The 14,934-nt window shown below is 72.2% G+C and carries 15 protein-coding genes; 10 read left to right on the top strand and 5 right to left on the bottom strand.

Annotated features, from left to right (window positions below):
• The first annotated feature begins 17 nt into the window (after positions 1 to 17).
• Complete coding sequence (locus ACFWV3_RS22310) at positions 18 to 590, top strand: TetR/AcrR family transcriptional regulator (RefSeq protein WP_382413339.1); 573 nt, start codon at positions 18 to 20, stop codon at positions 588 to 590.
• Positions 591 to 599: 9 nt separating this feature from the next.
• On the opposite strand, the gene ACFWV3_RS22305 is transcribed toward ACFWV3_RS22310, so the two are convergent.
• Positions 600 to 1,193 (bottom strand): TetR/AcrR family transcriptional regulator, encoded by a 594-nt coding sequence (locus ACFWV3_RS22305; protein WP_382413338.1) that lies wholly within the window; start codon positions 1,191 to 1,193, stop codon positions 600 to 602.
• A gap of 86 nt (positions 1,194 to 1,279) precedes the next feature.
• On the opposite strand from ACFWV3_RS22305, the gene ACFWV3_RS22300 reads away from it, so the two are divergent.
• Positions 1,280 to 2,710 carry a pyridoxal phosphate-dependent decarboxylase family protein gene (locus ACFWV3_RS22300; RefSeq protein WP_382413337.1) on the top strand — a complete coding sequence of 477 codons (1,431 nt, stop codon included), beginning with the start codon at positions 1,280 to 1,282 and terminating at the stop codon, positions 2,708 to 2,710.
• Positions 2,711 to 2,921: 211 nt separating this feature from the next.
• A complete protein-coding gene (locus tag ACFWV3_RS22295) occupies positions 2,922 to 3,584 on the top strand; it encodes a hypothetical protein (RefSeq protein WP_382413336.1) in 663 nt (220 codons plus the stop codon).
• On the opposite strand, the gene ACFWV3_RS22290 is transcribed toward ACFWV3_RS22295, so the two are convergent.
• The 4 genes from ACFWV3_RS22290 to ACFWV3_RS22275 are packed head-to-tail and all read right to left on the bottom strand — an operon-like array spanning position 3,574 to position 7,793.
• The gene (locus tag ACFWV3_RS22290) at positions 3,574 to 4,752 is read right to left on the bottom strand and encodes a mandelate racemase/muconate lactonizing enzyme family protein (RefSeq protein WP_382413335.1); all 1,179 of its coding nucleotides are present in this window, start codon (positions 4,750 to 4,752) and stop codon (positions 3,574 to 3,576) included. The genes ACFWV3_RS22295 and ACFWV3_RS22290 overlap by 11 nt on opposite strands.
• Before the next feature lies 1 nt (position 4,753).
• Positions 4,754 to 5,581: a carbohydrate ABC transporter permease gene (locus tag ACFWV3_RS22285; protein WP_382413334.1), complete on the bottom strand. Its 828-nt coding sequence runs from the start codon at positions 5,579 to 5,581 to the stop codon at positions 4,754 to 4,756.
• Positions 5,581 to 6,519 (bottom strand): carbohydrate ABC transporter permease, encoded by a 939-nt coding sequence (locus tag ACFWV3_RS22280; RefSeq protein WP_382413333.1) that lies wholly within the window; start codon positions 6,517 to 6,519, stop codon positions 5,581 to 5,583. The genes ACFWV3_RS22285 and ACFWV3_RS22280 overlap by 1 nt, the downstream gene beginning before the upstream one ends.
• Positions 6,520 to 6,524: 5 nt before the next feature.
• A complete protein-coding gene (locus ACFWV3_RS22275) occupies positions 6,525 to 7,793 on the bottom strand; it encodes an ABC transporter substrate-binding protein (RefSeq protein ID WP_382413332.1) in 1,269 nt (422 codons plus the stop codon).
• A 120-nt stretch (positions 7,794 to 7,913) separates the two neighbouring features.
• Here ACFWV3_RS22275 and ACFWV3_RS22270 point away from each other — a divergent pair, with 120 nt between their 5' ends.
• The 7 genes from ACFWV3_RS22270 (at position 7,914) to ACFWV3_RS22240 (ending at position 14,886) form a co-directional block, all read left to right on the top strand.
• Positions 7,914 to 8,678, top strand: coding sequence for a FadR/GntR family transcriptional regulator (locus tag ACFWV3_RS22270; RefSeq protein ID WP_382413331.1), 765 nt, complete (start codon positions 7,914 to 7,916; stop codon positions 8,676 to 8,678).
• 6 nt (positions 8,679 to 8,684) lie between these two features.
• Entirely contained in the window at positions 8,685 to 9,518 is an 834-nt protein-coding gene (locus tag ACFWV3_RS22265) for an amidohydrolase family protein (protein ID WP_382413330.1), read from the top strand.
• The gene (gene larA / locus ACFWV3_RS22260; RefSeq protein ID WP_382413329.1) at positions 9,518 to 10,801 is read left to right on the top strand and encodes a nickel-dependent lactate racemase; all 1,284 of its coding nucleotides are present in this window, start codon (positions 9,518 to 9,520) and stop codon (positions 10,799 to 10,801) included. The genes ACFWV3_RS22265 and larA overlap by 1 nt, the downstream gene beginning before the upstream one ends.
• Entirely contained in the window at positions 10,798 to 11,475 is a 678-nt protein-coding gene (gene larB, locus ACFWV3_RS22255; protein WP_382413328.1) for a nickel pincer cofactor biosynthesis protein LarB, read from the top strand. Before larA ends, larB begins: the two co-directional genes overlap by 4 nt.
• A complete protein-coding gene (larC, locus tag ACFWV3_RS22250; protein WP_382413327.1) occupies positions 11,472 to 12,620 on the top strand; it encodes a nickel pincer cofactor biosynthesis protein LarC in 1,149 nt (382 codons plus the stop codon). Before larB ends, larC begins: the two co-directional genes overlap by 4 nt.
• A gap of 2 nt (positions 12,621 to 12,622) precedes the next feature.
• Positions 12,623 to 13,426: an ATP-dependent sacrificial sulfur transferase LarE gene (gene larE / locus ACFWV3_RS22245; protein ID WP_382413326.1), complete on the top strand. Its 804-nt coding sequence runs from the start codon at positions 12,623 to 12,625 to the stop codon at positions 13,424 to 13,426.
• A 101-nt stretch (positions 13,427 to 13,527) separates the two neighbouring features.
• Positions 13,528 to 14,886, top strand: coding sequence for an alpha/beta hydrolase family protein (locus ACFWV3_RS22240; RefSeq protein WP_382413325.1), 1,359 nt, complete (start codon positions 13,528 to 13,530; stop codon positions 14,884 to 14,886).
• Positions 14,887 to 14,934: the final 48 nt, after the last annotated feature.

Raw genomic sequence — 14,934 nt, 5'->3', positions numbered from 1 at the left:
TCAGGTAGGTTGACCGCATGGTCAGCAGGGCGGAGAGCGCGGCGGAGACGCGGCGCGCACTGGTGGAGGCCGCGGCCGCGCTGCTCGACGAGGGCGGTCCGGACGCGGTGACGCTCCGCGCGGTGGGTGCCAGGGCCGGGGTGTCCCGTGGTGCGCCGTACGGGCACTTCCCGGACAAGGACCACCTGCTCGCCGAGGTCGCGGCGCAGAGCTGGCGGGCGATCGGCGACGCGTTGGACGGCCTGATCGCGGACGGCACCCGCTCGCCGGCCGAACGCCTGGAGCGCGCCCTCGCCGGTCTGCTGGAGGTCGGCCGGCGGCGTCCGCACGCGTACGCCCTGATGTTCACCGCGCCGACCGAGGACCACCCGGACGCGGTCGCCGAAGTGTCCCGCACCCAGGACCAGTTCCTGTCGATCGTCACGGAGGTTGTCGGCGACCCGTTGCGGGCGGGACCCGTCGGCGCGCTGCTGATGACGAGCGTGCAGGGCATCGTCGCCATGGAGAACCGCGGCCACCTCACCGTGGAGAAGTGGCGCGTGACCGGTGACGAGCTGCTGACGATGCTGATCGACAAGATCGCCCGCTGAGGCTCTCCGTCAGCCGTGCGCCAGCGCCGCGAGCTGCGCGTCGATCATCCGCAGTTGCCGCCGCGAGTCGGTGGCGTGGTGCGGCAGCAGCGCGAGCACCTGCATCCCCATGGCCATGGCCAGCAGTTGCTCGGCGATCACGGCGTTCGAGGTGGTCGCACGTACTTCGCCGCCATCGCGGGCTTCGGCGAGCAGCGCCAGGACGTCGGCACGCCACCGCTGCATCCGGTCGTCGTGCGTGCGGGCCAGCGCGTCGTCGGTGACGGTGCGGCTCCAGAACGGCAGGACGATCCGGGCTTCGAGCCGGGTGACCTCGCTGGTCGGCGCGAGCTCCACCAGGAAGGCGCGCAGGGCGGCGAGCCCTCGCAGCCCGGTCGTGGCGGTGCGGATGCGCGCGTCGGTCTGCTCGGAGACGTAGATGTAGGCGGCCTCGATCAGCGCTTCCTTGCTCGGGAAGTAGTGTGCGAGCGCGCCGTTGGCGTAGCCGGCCTGCCGGGCGATCTCCCGCATCGTGGCGGCGTCCGGCCCGCGGGTCGCGATGAGCCGCCACGTGACCTCGAGGATCTCGCGGCGTCGTTCGGCGTGATCGACCAACTTCGGCACAGGCCGTCCTAGAGTCCGGCGATTCCACGTGACCGCAGTGTATCTTGGTTCTACCAGTGTAGAGAAACCCTGGTGGGAGGCTGTGCATGAACCCCGAGGAATTCCGGAAGGCCGCGCACGAGCTGGTGGACTGGATCGTCGACCACCAGGCGCGGATCCCGGAGCTGCCCGTCCAGTCGCAGGTGAGGCCCGGCGACGTGGCCGCCCAGCTGCCCCGCGAGGCGCCCGTCACCCCGGAGGCGTTCCCCGCCGTTCTCGGTGACCTGGACCGGATCGTGGTTCCGGGGATCACGCACACCCAGCACCCCCGCTACTTCGGCTGGTTCCCGGCCAACGCGACGCTCAGCTCGGTCCTCGGCGACATCGCCGCGTCCGGCCTGTCCGCGCTGGGCATCACGTGGCAGTCCGCCCCGGCGCTGACCGAGGTCGAGGAGGTCGTCGTCGAGTGGCTGCGGGAGCTCACCGGGCTGCCGTCGTCGTGGCGCGGCGTCATCCAGGACTCCGCGTCGACCTCCTGCCTGGTGTCGCTGCTCGCCGCACGGGAACGCGCGACGGGCTACTCGGAGACGCGGGGCGGGCTGCAGGCGGAACCGGCCCCGCTCATCGTCTACACGACCGAGCACGCCCACTCTTCGGTCGTCAAAGCGGTCGCTCTCGCCGGCTTCGGCAAGGACAACCTCCGCGTCGTCGAGACGGACCCGTGGACCCGCGCGATGGTGCCGGAGGCGCTCGCGCGGGCGATCGCCGCCGACGTCGCGGCCGGCCACCGGCCCACCGCGGTGGTGGCCACCCTAGGCAGCACCGGCACGACGGCGATGGACCCCATCGCGGAGATCGTCCCCATCGCCGCCGGGCACGGCGTGTGGGTGCACGTCGACGCCGCGATGGCGGGCTCGGCGCTGCTGCTGCCGGAGATGCGGTGGATGATCGACGGCATCGAGGGCGTCGACTCGCTGTCGTGGAACCCGCACAAGTGGCTGGGCACGGTGTTCGACTGCGCCCTGCTCTACGTCGCCGACCCGGAGCACCTCGTGCGGGTCATGTCGAGCAACCCGTCCTACCTGCGTTCCACGGTGGACGGGGAGGTGACCCAGTACCGCGACTGGGGAATCCCGCTGGGGCGCCGGTTCCGCGCGCTCAAGCTCTGGTTCCAGCTGCGCCTCGACGGCGTCCAGGCGATCCAGGACCGGTTGCGCCGCGACCTCGCCAACGCCCGGTGGCTCGCCGAGGAGGTCGGGTCGACGCCCGAATGGCGCCTGCTGGCGCCGGTCGATCTGCAGACCGTCTGCCTGCGGCACGAGCCGGCCGACATCACCGATCCCGGCGCGCTCGACGCCCACACGCTCGCGTGGGCTGACGAGGTGAACAGCTCCGGCGCGGCCCTCGTCACGCCGTCCACGCTGGACGGCCGGTGGTTCGTCCGGGTCTCGATCGGCGCGGAGTCCACGTCGCAGGGCGATGTGGCCGCCGTGTGGAAGATCCTGCGCGCGACCGCGGAAGGCCTTGGTCGAGGCTGAAACTTTGGATTCATGGCTGCGCCATACAAATATTTTCTCGACGATTACGGCACTCGTGACCTCGGTGGACGACGTGTGGGTCACGATCTGTAGCACTCGGCTCACCAGCGGCGATGTGAGCAACAACACCCCGCCGTGACGCTGTCGTGCTCGTTTCGTAATATGGCCCGCCGTGTGAGCATGTCCTGTCCCCGACGCAAGGTGTTCCCGAATGCCGGGCCGACATAGAACGCAAGACAAACCCAACCGAAAACTGCCCATCGCGGTAGCCCTGATCCTCACCGCGGGCCTCGGCGTCACCTTCTGGGTGGTCCGCGGCTCCGACCAGCCGGTGGACCCGACCGGAGCAGCCGCCCAGCTGGTCGCTCCGACGACCACGGTCAGCCAGAACCTGCTGCCGCCCTCGTCCTCGACCACCGCGCCGTCGTCGTCGTCCGCTCCCGAGACCACGACGCCGCCTCCGGTGACCACGACGACGCCCGAGACCACCACGCCACCCCCGCCGCCACCGCCCCCGCCCTGTCCGACCACGCTGGACGGCGTCAAGCCGCACGTGGCGCAGGTGGGCCACCACGTCGCCGGCAAGTTCGGCGTCGAGGACATCGGTGGCGCCACGGGCCGCGGCGGCTCCGGCGAGCACCCCATCGGTCTCGCGCTCGACTTCATGGTCGACACCGCCACCGGCAACTCCCTGGCCGACTACGTGCTGGCCAACCGCAAGGCGTTCGGCGTCACGTACGTGATCTGGCGTCAGCGCTACAACGACGGCAGCGGGTTCACGCCGATGGAGGACCGCGGCAGCCCCACGGCCAACCACATGGACCACGTGCACGTGTCGTTCCAGGCGAACGCGACGGTCAACGTCACCTGCTGACGGTGCTGTCGGACGCCGTGCCCGGTTCTGCCGCGTGCAGGCGCCGGCCCGCGTCGACGGGCCTGATGTGCGTCCCCCCGGCGGACGGGTGGGGGAGCAGGTGGCCGGACGCGGCGATGGCCGTCTCGTCGAGCCGCAGGCCCAGACCGGGACCGTCGCCGAGCACGTAGGCGCCGTCCTCGACGTGCAGGTCGAGGGTGACGCCCACCGCCGGGCGCAGGTCCTGCAGCTCGCTGACCAGGTGGTTGGGCACCGACGTGGCGGCGTGCAGCAGGCCGACCGGGCTGGTGCCGATGGGACTCACCGGCAGGTCGTGGGCGTGGGCGAGGGCAGCCACCCGGAGGAAGTGGGTGACGCCCCAGCCGCCCGCCGTCTGCACCACGTCGACGGCACCGGCCGCGATCAACGGGCGGTGCTGCTCGAGTCCCGTCAGGTTCTCGCCGGTGGCGACGGACGCGCGGACGCCCCGGCCGACCGCCGCGTGGCCCTCCACGTCCCAGCGCCGCACCGGTTCCTCGACCCACGTCAGGTCGAACGTCCGCTCCAGCTCGGAGACGTACCGGACGGCCTGCTTGCGGGTCCAGGTCTCGTTCACGTCGAGCATGAGTCCCGGCCGGGCACCACCGCCCGCCTCGGTCAGGACGTCGCGCACCAGCGCGAGGCGGTGCCGGTCGCGGTCGACGTCGAGGCCGCCCTTGATCTTCGCCGCGCGCAGCCCGCGGCCGGCGTAGGTCCGGTACGCCGCAACCAGTTCGTCGTCGGTCAGCGCGATGTCCAAACCGGACGCATAGGCGGGCACACGCCGGTCGCGGCCGCCGAGCAGCCGCCACAGCGGTTCTCCCGCGGCCTGGGCCTTGATGTCCCACAGCGCGGTGTCGAGCGCGCCGATCGTGCCGAACACCGCGCCCGCGTGCCCCGCCTTGAACGTCCACCGCAGCATCCGGTCGTACAGGGCCGTGACGCACCGGGGATCCTCGCCTTCCAGCGCCGCGAAGAGGGTCTCGATCTCCGTGTGCGGGCCGAGTCCGACGCCGGTGATGCCCTCGTCGGTCTCGACCACGACGATCGGGACCCGGACGAGGCCGTCGGCGACCACGCCGTTGGCGTCGCCGATCGGGCGGCCCCAGTCCTGGACCGTGGTGAGGGTCCGGTAGCCAGTGATGCGCATGTCAGCCCTTCGTGGACCCGGCGGTGACACCGTCGGCGATCTGGCGTTGCAGGAACAGGTAGACGACGAGCACCGGGACCGCGGCGATGAGCACGCCGGCGGCGAACGTGGGGATGTCGTCGGAGTACTGCCCGCGCAACGAGGTCACGCCGACCATGAGGGTGCGGTGCTCGGCGGACGGCATCATCAGCAACGAGATCAGGACGTCGTTCCAGCAGAACAACGCGTTGAGCACGCCGACGGACAGCAGCGCGGGCGCCCCGATCGGCAGCATGATCCGCCAGTAGACCCCGTACACGGTGTTCCCGTCGATGCGCGCGGCGTCGATGATCTCCGGCGGCACGGTCGCGTAGTAGCTCGTCAGCAGGAAGATCGTGAACGGCAGGAACTGCGCCACGTACGCGAGGACCAGACCGGGGTAGGTGTCGATCAGACCCGTGTCCGCCATGATCCGCGCGAGCGGCACCATGATCACCTGGAAAGGCACGAACAACGCGGCGAGGATCCCCAGGAACAGCGCGGACGAACCGCGGAACCGCAGCCGCGCCAGCGCGAACCCCGCCATCGACCCGAACAACAGCAGCAGCGCCACCGAGCACGCCACGACGACGACCGAGTTCAGGAAGTACCGCGACATCCCGACGCTCGTCCACGCCTTGACGACGTTGTCCAGGCTGAAGGAGCCGGCCAGGGCGAACCGGTCGAGCACGTACTCGCGCCGCGTCTTCATGGCCACGTTGGTGGTGAACACCAGCGGGTAGACCGTGGCGAGCGCCAGCGTGGCCATCGGGACGGCGACGACCCACCTGGTCAGCCGTGGTCCGGACATCAGTCCTCCTTGCCGGTGGCCCTGCGCAGGATGCTGATCTGCGCCAGCCCGACGACGAGCATGATCACGAACAACGCGGTCGAGGCCGCCGACGCGAGCGCCGGCCGGTTCATCTGCCCCTGCTGGATCCAGACGTAGTACTCGGGCAGGTACGTCGACCCCTCCGGGCCGCCGCTCGTCATCACGTACAACAGGCCGAACATCGAGGTCAGCATGCCGATCATGGTGGTGACGAAGACGAACTGGATCGTGCGGGTCAGGCCCGGCACGATCACGTGCCGCACGGTCTGCGCGAACGACGCGCCGTCCACCTTCGCGGCGTCGAGCAACGACGGGTCGAGCGTCGCGAACCCGGCGAGGAACACGACCAGTGCCATGCCGAACGTCGCCCAGACGTGCACCCCGACCACCGCGAAGATCGCCACGCCGGGGTCGCCGAGCCAGTCCACCGGCCCGAGGCCGAGCGCGCCGAGCAGCCGGTTGAGCGGCCCGTCGAACGCCAGCAGGAGGTTGAAGATCGCGCCGACGATCACCGGGGACAGCACCGCCGGGAAGAAGTAGACGCCGCGGTAGAGCCGGTGCCCCGGCACCCGCAGGTGGACGAACGTGGCCAGCAGGCCGGGGATCGCCACCGCCACCGGGAGCAGCAGCACGAGCAGGCCCACGTTGCGCAAAGCGGTGCGGAACAACGGATCGGCGAACAGCGTGGCGTAGTTGTCGAACCCCACGGCCGTGCCGTCGCGCTCGCCGTCGCCGGTGAAGGAGAAGTTGACGCCGAGCACGAGCGGGTACAGCCGCAGCCCGGCGATGATCAGCACGGCCGGTGCCAGCAGGACCAGGGGAGCGAGGCGCTCCGCCCGCGACCCGGTGCGGCGGGTGGCCGTCCTGGCGGGCCCGGCCGTGACCGGGCCCGCTGGGGACGGGGAGGGTGCCGCCACGCCGGTCAGCCCGTCTTGTCGGAGGCGGCCAGCTGCGTCACCGCGTCGTCCACCGTGGCCGATCCGCTGAGCAGCTGCTGCGAGAGCCGCCCCATGAGGTCGAGCGTCTTCGACGACAGGGCGACGTGCAACGCGGGCTTGCCGTTCTTGACCTCGCCGACGATGGCCTTGACGGCGGGGCCGCCCGCCGCGACGTCGATCGTCGAGTCGGCCGCGACGGCGCCGCCGTTCTCGTAGAACGCCTTCAGCGCGTCGGCCGAGGTGAGCGAGCGCACGAGGTCCGCGGCGAGCTTGGGGTCCTTGGTCCACTTGGCGACCGCGTACCCGATGCCGCCGTCGTAGGGCAGGCTCGGCTTCGCCGCGGGGTTGACCACGGGCGCCTGCATGACCCCGATCTTGTCCGCCGGCAGGAACTCGGCGAAGTCCTTCCAGTGCCCGACGTCGGACATCAGCCCGATCACGTTCGCGGCCTTGCCGGAGTTGAAGAGCGCGAACGCGTCGTTGAACATCGCGGTGGAGTTGGCGCCGTCGGTGTTCAGGCCGGCGTCACCCGTCTGCTTCCAGAGCTCGAAGAGCTTCTTGACGTTCGCGGAGCCCCAGTCGCGCTTGCCGGCGATCCAGTCGTCGTACTCCTGCGGCGTGAGGACGGCGGATCCCATGGCGGACAGGAAGAACTGGATGCCGTAGCCCTCCTTGTTGCCCTGCGCCAGGCACTTCGCGCCGGTCTTCTCGGCGATGGTGCCGCAGTTCCGCACGAACTCGTCCCAGGTCTTCGGCGGCGAGTCGGGGTTCAGCCCGGCCTTCTGGTAGAGGTCCTTGTTGTAGTAGACGGGGTGGCCCTGCAGGGTCACCGGCGCGGCGTAGGTCTTGCCCGCCTTGGTGAACGCGTCCCAGCCCGCGAGCCGGCCCTTGTCCTGCGCCACGTACTCGTCGAGGGGGGCGAGCGCGTCGGAGCGGTCGCGGATCTGCCCACCGCCGTTGAACAGCAGGACGTCCGGGCCCTTGCCGGCCTGGATGGCCGCGCCGAGCAGGGTGTAGTACTGGTCGAACGGCTGGGCCACGAACTCGACGGTGACGCCGGAGTGCTTCTTCGCGAAGTCGGCCTTCGCCTTCTCCACGTACGCGGCGACCTTCGCGTCACCGGACTTCCAGTCCCAGACCACGAGCTTGTCGCCGGAGCCGGAGGACGAGCCGGGCCCGGACGCGCTCCCGCAACCGGAGGTCAGCGTCAGTCCCACGACCAGGGCAGCAGACCAGAGTGTGCGCTGCTTCATTGCTCGCTCACTTCTCTTCTTCGAGAGGGCGCCGGGCTGCTGACGACCCGACGAGGTGGGCAGAACGTAATTCGTATGACGTATTACGTCAACCGCCGGGAGGGCGCTAAGCTCCGCCGCATGACCGCTTCGGGCCGGAAACCGATCACCGCCGCACCGGGCTGGGCGCGCAGACCCGCGAACCTGGCGAGCGCGGTGACGGCCGAGCTCGTCGCGCGGATCGTGCGGGGCGACCACCCCTCCGGGACGTTGCTGCCGACGGAACCCGCGCTGTGCGAGGCGTTCTCGGTGAGCAGGACCGTCGTCCGCGAGGCGGTGAAGGTGTTGCAGGAGAAGGGCCTGGTGCAGGTGCGCCAGGGCGCCGGCACCCAGATCACCCCGCCGTCGATGTGGAACGTGCTCGACGAGCTGGTGCTCGCGGCGGTCGTCGCCGAGGACGAGACGCTCGCGGTGCTGGACGACCTCGTCGTCACCCGGCGGCTGCTCGAGTCGGACATGGCCCAGGTCGCCGCGCGCACCGCCGACGAGGTCACCGTCGCGGCACTGCGCGACCTGGTGGACCTGATGGACCAGCTGGTGGCGGACCCGGTGGCCTACCGGGAGCAGGACCGGCTCTTCCACGACCGGATCATGCAGGCGTCCGGCAACCGCATCGCCCGCGGCGTGGTGCGCGCGCTGGAGAGCCAGGTCATCAACACCGCCCGCTACACCGGCCGCAACGACCGCGACCTGTGCGCGGCCTCGAACCGCGGCCACCGGCTCATCTGCGAGCGGATCGCGGCGCACGACCCGGAGGGCGCCGCCGAGGCGATGTTCACCCACATCACGGAGGCCTGGCTGGTCCGCCGCAGCGACGCGGGGGACCCGAGCCGGCTGGAACGGTAGGACGCCGTGCGCCGCGTCGACGCGCATCACCACCTCTGGGACCTCGCCGCCCGGCCGCAGGACTGGCTCGACGACCTCGGCCCGATCCGGCGGTCGTTCGGCCTCGCCGACCTGCGCGCGGTCGCCGAACCCGCGGGGGTGGACGCCACCGTGCTGGTCCAGGTGCTGCCGGACGTCGACGAGACGGCCGAGTTCCTGGCGTTGGCGGGGGAGTCGGACCTCGTCGCCGGCGTCGTCGGCTGGGTCGACCTCACCGCGCCGGACGTGGCCGACGTCCTCGCCCGCCTGAAAGAGGGGCCTGGCGGGTCGCGGCTCGCCGGCGTGCGGCACCTGGTGCAGTCCGAACCCGACCCCGGCTGGCTCGCGCGGCCGGACGTGCTCGGCGGGCTGCGGGCCGTGCGCGACGCCGGTCTCGTCTACGACGTGCTGACCCGGCCGCACCAGCTGCCGGCGGCGGTGGAGGCGGCTCGTGCGGTGCCGGACCTGGTGTTCGTGCTCGACCACCTGTCCAAACCGGACTTCTCGGCGCTGGAGCCGTGGACGAAGGGCGTGGTGGAGCTGGCGCGCGAGCCCAACGTGGTGGCCAAGGTCTCCGGGCTCGTCACCGAGGCAGGTCCGAAGTGGACGGTCGAGGACCTGCGGCCCGCCTTCGAGGTCGCGTTCTCGGTGTTCGGCGCGGACCGTCTGATGATGGGCACCGACTGGCCCGTCTGCCTGCTCGCCGCCACCTACGCGGAGGTGGTCGAGGCGACCGGGGAACTGGCTTTCGGGCTGTCGTGCGGGGAGCGCGACCGGCTCTTCGGTGAGACGGCCGTCCGCGTCTACGGGGTGGGGGACTGATGGAGACCGTGCGGCTGGCCTACGGCGAGACGGGTCTCGACCTGCGCGTCGACCCGGCGGTGACGACCGTGGTGACGCCGAGGCACCACCCGGCCTCGTCGTCGCCCGTTGAAACCCTGCGCCGGGCGTTGCGCGAGCCCGTGGCCGGTCCGCCGTTGCGCGAGCGCGTGCGGCGCGGCCAGACCGTGGCGATCTCCGCGTGCGACGGGACGCGGCCGCAGCCACGGCACCTGATGATCCCGGCGATCCTCGACGAGCTCGACGGGGTGGTCGACCTCGACGACGTGGTGGTGCTGGTCGCCACCGGCACGCACCGCGGCAACACCGAGGCAGAGCTGCGCGCGATGTTCGGCGACGAGGTCGTCGACTCGGTCCGGATCGTGAACCACGACTCCCGGGACGGTTCCAGCCTCACGTGGCTCGGCCGGTTCGGCGCGGACGTGCCGGTGTGGCTCAACTCGGAGTGGGTGGACGCGGACGTGCGCATCACCACCGGGTTCGTCGAGCCGCACTTCTTCGCGGGCTTCTCCGGCGGCCCGAAGCTCGTCGCGCCCGGCCTCGCCGCGCTGGAGACCGTGCTGGTGCTGCACGACGCCCGGCGCATCGGCCACCCGCGGGCGGCGTGGGGCGTGATCGAGGGCAACCCGGTGCACGACGACGTGCGCGCGATCGCGGCCGCCACCGGCGTGACGTTCGGGTTCGACGTGGTCCTGAACCAGGACAAGGACGTCGTCGCGGCGTTCGGCGGCGACCTGCTCGCGATGCACGCCGAAGCCGTGCGCACGGCCCGCGAGGTGGCGATGCGGCCGGTGCCGGACCTGTTCGACGTGGTGGTGACGACCAACTCCGGCTATCCGCTCGACCAGAACCTGTACCAGGCGGTGAAGGGGATGTCGGCCGCCTACCAGGTCGTCCGGCCGGGTGGCACGATCATCTGCGCCGCCGAGTGCCGCGACGGGTTCCCCGACCACGGCTCGTACCGCGAGGTGCTGGCCTCCGCGGACTCGCCGGCCGCGCTGTTCGCGGAGATCTCGGCCCGCGCCGAGACCGTGCCCGACCAGTGGCAGGTGCAGATCCAGGCCCGCATCCAGTCCGACTGCCGGGTCGTCGTGCACACCTCGTTCCTCAGCGACGCCGACCTCGCCACCGCGCACCTGGAGCAGACCGGGGACGTGTCCGCGGCCGTGGCCGAGGCGCTCGCGGCGGCCGGGCCCGGTGCCCGCGTGTGCGTGCTGCCCGAGGGACCGCAGACGATCCCGTACGTCGAGGGGACCGGGCGATGACGGGGGACGCGGTCGACCTGGGCTTCGCGCGGGTCGACATCGCCCGCGAGGCCCGGCAGGGGCTGCCCGAGGTCGTCTACGGCACCGGCAAGACCGCGGCCGAGATCGTGTCGATCGTCCGGACCCTGTTGCGGCACAACGAAGGTCCTGTCCTCGTCACCCGCGTCGGCGACGAGACGGCCGCCGCCGTCCAGGCCGAGGTACCGGACGGCCGCTTCGACTCCCCGGCGCGGTTGCTCGTGTGGCGTCCGGCGGCACCGGTCGGGTTCGGTGTCGTGGTCGCCGCCGCGGGCACCGCCGACCAGCCGGTCGCGCGCGAGGCCGCCGCCATCGCCACGGCGGTCGGCCTCACCGTCACCGTCGTCACCGACGTGGGAGTCGCGGGACTGCACCGCCTCCTGGCCGAGCAGGACCGGTTGCGCGCCGCCGACACGGTGATCGTCGTGGCGGGTATGGAGGGTGCGCTGGCGAGCGCGGTCGGCGGCCTGGTCGCGTGCCCGGTCGTCGCCGTGCCGACGTCCACCGGCTACGGCGCGGGCCTGGAGGGCGTCACCGCGCTGCTCGCGATGCACGCCTCCTGCGCCGCCGGGATCACCGTGGTGAACATCGACTCCGGCTTCGGGGCCGCGATGGCCGCGTTCCGGCTCTCCCGAGTGGTCGCGGGGCGGGCGTGAGCCGCGTCTGCCTGATCTCGCCGTTCACCGGCCTGGCCGGGGACATGCTGCTGGCGGCCCTGGTCGACGCGGGCGCGCCGCTGGACGCCGTCAGGGCCGCCGTCGACGACACCGGCCTGACCGGATGGGACCTCACCGTCACGCCGGTCGTCACGCACGGGCTGCGCAGCAGCCACGCGGTGGTCGCGGTGTCCGACGACGCCACCAGCCGCAAGGCGGGCGAGCTCATCGCGATGGCCGGCCGGATCCGCGACCGCGCCGTGGCCACCACCGCGGTCGCCACGCTGCGGGCCATCGCCGAGGTCGAGGGCCGCCTGCACGGCGAGGACCCGGCCGAGGTGCACCTCCACGAGCTGGGCGGGCACGACACGCTCGTGGACATCGTCGGTGTCGCCGCCGCTCTGCACGCCCTGGACGTGCGGACTGTCCACTGTGAACCGTTGCCGCTCGGCAGCGGTACGGTGCGCACGGCACACGGCGTCCTCCCGTGCCCCGCACCCGCCACCGCCGCCCTCCTGCAAGGCGCCAAGGTCGTCGGCACCTCCCTGACGGGGGAGACGGTGACGCCGACCGCCGCCGCCCTGTTGCACGCTCTGCGCGCCGACTACGGTCCCGTGCCCCCGATGCGCCTGCTCGCCACCGGCTACGGCGCGGGCACGCGCACGTTGCCCGACCGGCCCAACGTCGCGGTCGTCCGGCTCGGTGAACTCGACGACGCGGACGTGCGGGACCTCGTGGTGCTGGAGACCAACCTCGACGACATCACCGGGGAGGTCCTCGGCCACGTCACGGGTGTGCTGCTGGCAGCCGGTGCGCTGGACAGCTGGACGGTGCCCGCCGTCATGAAGAAGGGCCGTCCCGCCCACGTCCTGCACGCCCTCGTCACCCCGGACCGCGCCGACGAGGTCGAACGCCTGATCCTCGCCGAGACCGGCACGCTCGGCGTGCGCCGGAGCACCGTGCGCCGCACTGCCGTGCCGCGCACCACCGACACCGTGCACGTCCACGGCATGCCGGTGCGCCGCAAACACGGCCCGCACCAAGGCAAACCCGAGTTCGACGACGCCGTCGCGGTGGCCAGGAGCACCGGCCTGCCGCTGCGCACGGTCCTGAAGATGGCCGCCGAAGCACCCGAGGAGCCCTGAGAATGGATGCTGGGACGGACGGTCTCGTCACCCGCCTCGCCGGGATCGGCCCGCTCGCCGTGGCGTTCTCCGGCGGCGTCGACTCCGCGCTCGTGCTCGCCGCCGCCGTGCGGGCGAACGGACCCGGCGCGGTGCTGGCCGTCACCGCCGACTCGGCGAGCCTCGCCACCGCCGAGCTGGCGGCGGCGACGGCGTTCGCGCACGGCCTGGGCGTGCGGCACCTGACCCCGGGCACGACCGAGCTGGACAACCCCGGGTACGCCGCGAACGGCAGGGACCGGTGCTACTTCTGCAAGTCCACCGTCCTCGACACGATCACGGCGGTGGCGGGGGAGAACGGCCTGACCGCGGTGGCGACCGGGACGAACGCCGACGACGCGCGCGACCCGTTCCGCCCCGGCATCAGGGCGGGCGACGAGATCGGCGTGCACACCCCGTTGCGCGACCTGGGGATGACCAAGGCCGACGTGCGGGCGCTCAGCCGGACCTGGGGTCTGTCCACCTGGGACAAACCGGCGATGCCGTGCCTCGCGAGCAGGGTGCGGTACGGCCTGGCGATCACCCCGGCCCGGCTGGCGCGGGTGGAACGCGCCGAGGTGGCCGTGCGCGGGTGGCTCGCGGAGGCGGGGCTGCCGAGCCGGGACCTGCGGGTGCGCGACCTCGGCGGTGTCGGGCGGATCGAGCTCGACGCCCAACTGGCCGCACGGCAGGACCTCCGCGACGACCTGGTGCGTCTCGTGCGGGAGGCGGGGTTCGACGACGGCGAGGTCGCGGCCTTCCGTTCGGGTGCGCTCAACCTCGAGTGAGACGGTCACGCGAAGTTATTAGACATAAACATTGACGTGCGTTGTGGGTGAAGCTCACTATTGGGTCCAGTCGAGCAGGGTTGCCGGGACTGGAGGCTCCAATGTCCGCAGCGCGTGGCCTCGGTGCCGTTCTGGCTACCGCGGTGGTTCTCGTCGCCGGTGCGCCCGCCGTGAGCGCGGCGCCATCGGACGCCGTGCCGTGCCTCGGCACGGCGACCTGCACGTCCGGGCAGCTCCCGGACGGCACCCCGTACCAGTTCGCGAAGCCGGGGAAGTGGAACGGCGTGGTCCTGGTGGACATGGACTTCGCCGCGGGCGGTCTGACGTCCGCGCTCACCGCGAGCCTCGTCGGGCGCGGCTACGCGGTCGGCGGCACGACCAGGACCGTGACCGGCTGGCGGATCGCGCAGGCGATCGACAACCAGGCCGCGGCGCTCGACCGGTTCGAGGCGGCGTTCGGCCCGGCCCGCTGGGCCATCGCCGAAGGTCGTTCCATGGGCGGGTTCGTCGCCGCCGGCGCGGCGCAGGTCCACCCAGGACGGTTCGACGCCGCCGTGCCCATGTGCGGCGGGCTCGGCGGGTCCGTCGGGCAGTGGAACCAGAAGCTCGACACCGTCTTCACGCTGAAGACACTGCTGTTCCGCGACACCGCCCTGCCCGTCACGGGGATCCCCGCGGACGTGCCGGGCGCGCAGCAGCAGTGGATCTCGGCGCTGGCCGGTGCGCAGTCCACCGCGGAGGGACGGGCGCGGATCGCGCTCGCGTCCGCGATCGGCCAGCTCCCGGCGTGGGGGCTCGCGGCCGACGGCACCACCACCCCGGTGCCGGCGTGGTGGGACGCGGCGGGCCTGGAGAACGGCATGTACCTGGCGCTGGCGGGCGGTCCGCTGCCCTACGTCGGCCAGGCCATGAGCAGCAGGCGGGCGATCGAGCAGGTCACCGGCGGCAACCCGTCCTGGAACACCGGGGTCGACTACGGGCGGCAGCTCCTGTCGGCCGAGCCGGAGCACCAGCTCGCCGTCCTGCGGCTGTACGCCGAGGCCGGGCTGGACCTCGGCGCCGACCTGCGGCGGCTGGCCGCCGCCCCGCGCATCGCCGCCGATCCCGCTGCCGTCGCCACGTTCGCGCGCGGCATCGTGTTCACGGGCGACGTGCGGGTGCCGGTGCTGACCGTCAACGGCACGGGCGACCAGATCTCGACCGTGGCGCAGCAGCAGTCGTACGAAGACCTGGCTCGCCGCGCCGGCCACGGTGGCCTCGTGCGGCAGACGTACGTGCGGACGGCGGGGCACTGCACGTTCACGGTCGGGGAGCAGGTGGCCGCGATCGACCAGATGTGGCAACGACTCCGGACGGGCCGCTGGCCCGATGTCTCGCCGCGGGCCATGAACGGGCTCGCCGGCGACGGTCGGTACGTCGCCTTCACCCCGCCCCGGTTCAACCGGCAGTACGCGGGCTGAGGACGACCCACCGGCGCACCACGGCCGACCTTGACACGACCGGGTGCC

This window comes from Lentzea sp. NPDC059081 (assembly GCF_042738015.1).
Lineage (GTDB): Bacteria > Actinomycetota > Actinomycetes > Mycobacteriales > Pseudonocardiaceae > Lentzea.
This window is presented reverse-complemented; position numbering and strand designations above follow the sequence as displayed.

Bases quoted from the DNA above. Each gene is read 5' to 3' on its own strand.
- ACFWV3_RS22310 (WP_382413339.1), top strand. From the start codon at position 18: ATGGTCAGCAGGGCGGAGAGCGCGGCGGAGACGCGGCGCGCACTGGTG.
- ACFWV3_RS22300 (WP_382413337.1), top strand. From the start codon at position 1,280: ATGAACCCCGAGGAATTCCGGAAGGCCGCGCACGAGCTGGTGGACTGG.
- ACFWV3_RS22295 (WP_382413336.1), top strand. From the start codon at position 2,922: ATGCCGGGCCGACATAGAACGCAAGACAAACCCAACCGAAAACTGCCC.
- ACFWV3_RS22290 (WP_382413335.1), bottom strand. From the start codon at position 4,752: ATGCGCATCACTGGCTACCGGACCCTCACCACGGTCCAGGACTGGGGC.
- ACFWV3_RS22285 (WP_382413334.1), bottom strand. From the start codon at position 5,581: ATGTCCGGACCACGGCTGACCAGGTGGGTCGTCGCCGTCCCGATGGCC.
- ACFWV3_RS22275 (WP_382413332.1), bottom strand. From the start codon at position 7,793: ATGAAGCAGCGCACACTCTGGTCTGCTGCCCTGGTCGTGGGACTGACG.
- ACFWV3_RS22270 (WP_382413331.1), top strand. From the start codon at position 7,914: ATGACCGCTTCGGGCCGGAAACCGATCACCGCCGCACCGGGCTGGGCG.
- larA (WP_382413329.1), top strand. From the start codon at position 9,518: ATGGAGACCGTGCGGCTGGCCTACGGCGAGACGGGTCTCGACCTGCGC.
- larB (WP_382413328.1), top strand. From the start codon at position 10,798: ATGACGGGGGACGCGGTCGACCTGGGCTTCGCGCGGGTCGACATCGCC.
- larE (WP_382413326.1), top strand. From the start codon at position 12,623: ATGGATGCTGGGACGGACGGTCTCGTCACCCGCCTCGCCGGGATCGGC.
- ACFWV3_RS22240 (WP_382413325.1), top strand. From the start codon at position 13,528: ATGTCCGCAGCGCGTGGCCTCGGTGCCGTTCTGGCTACCGCGGTGGTT.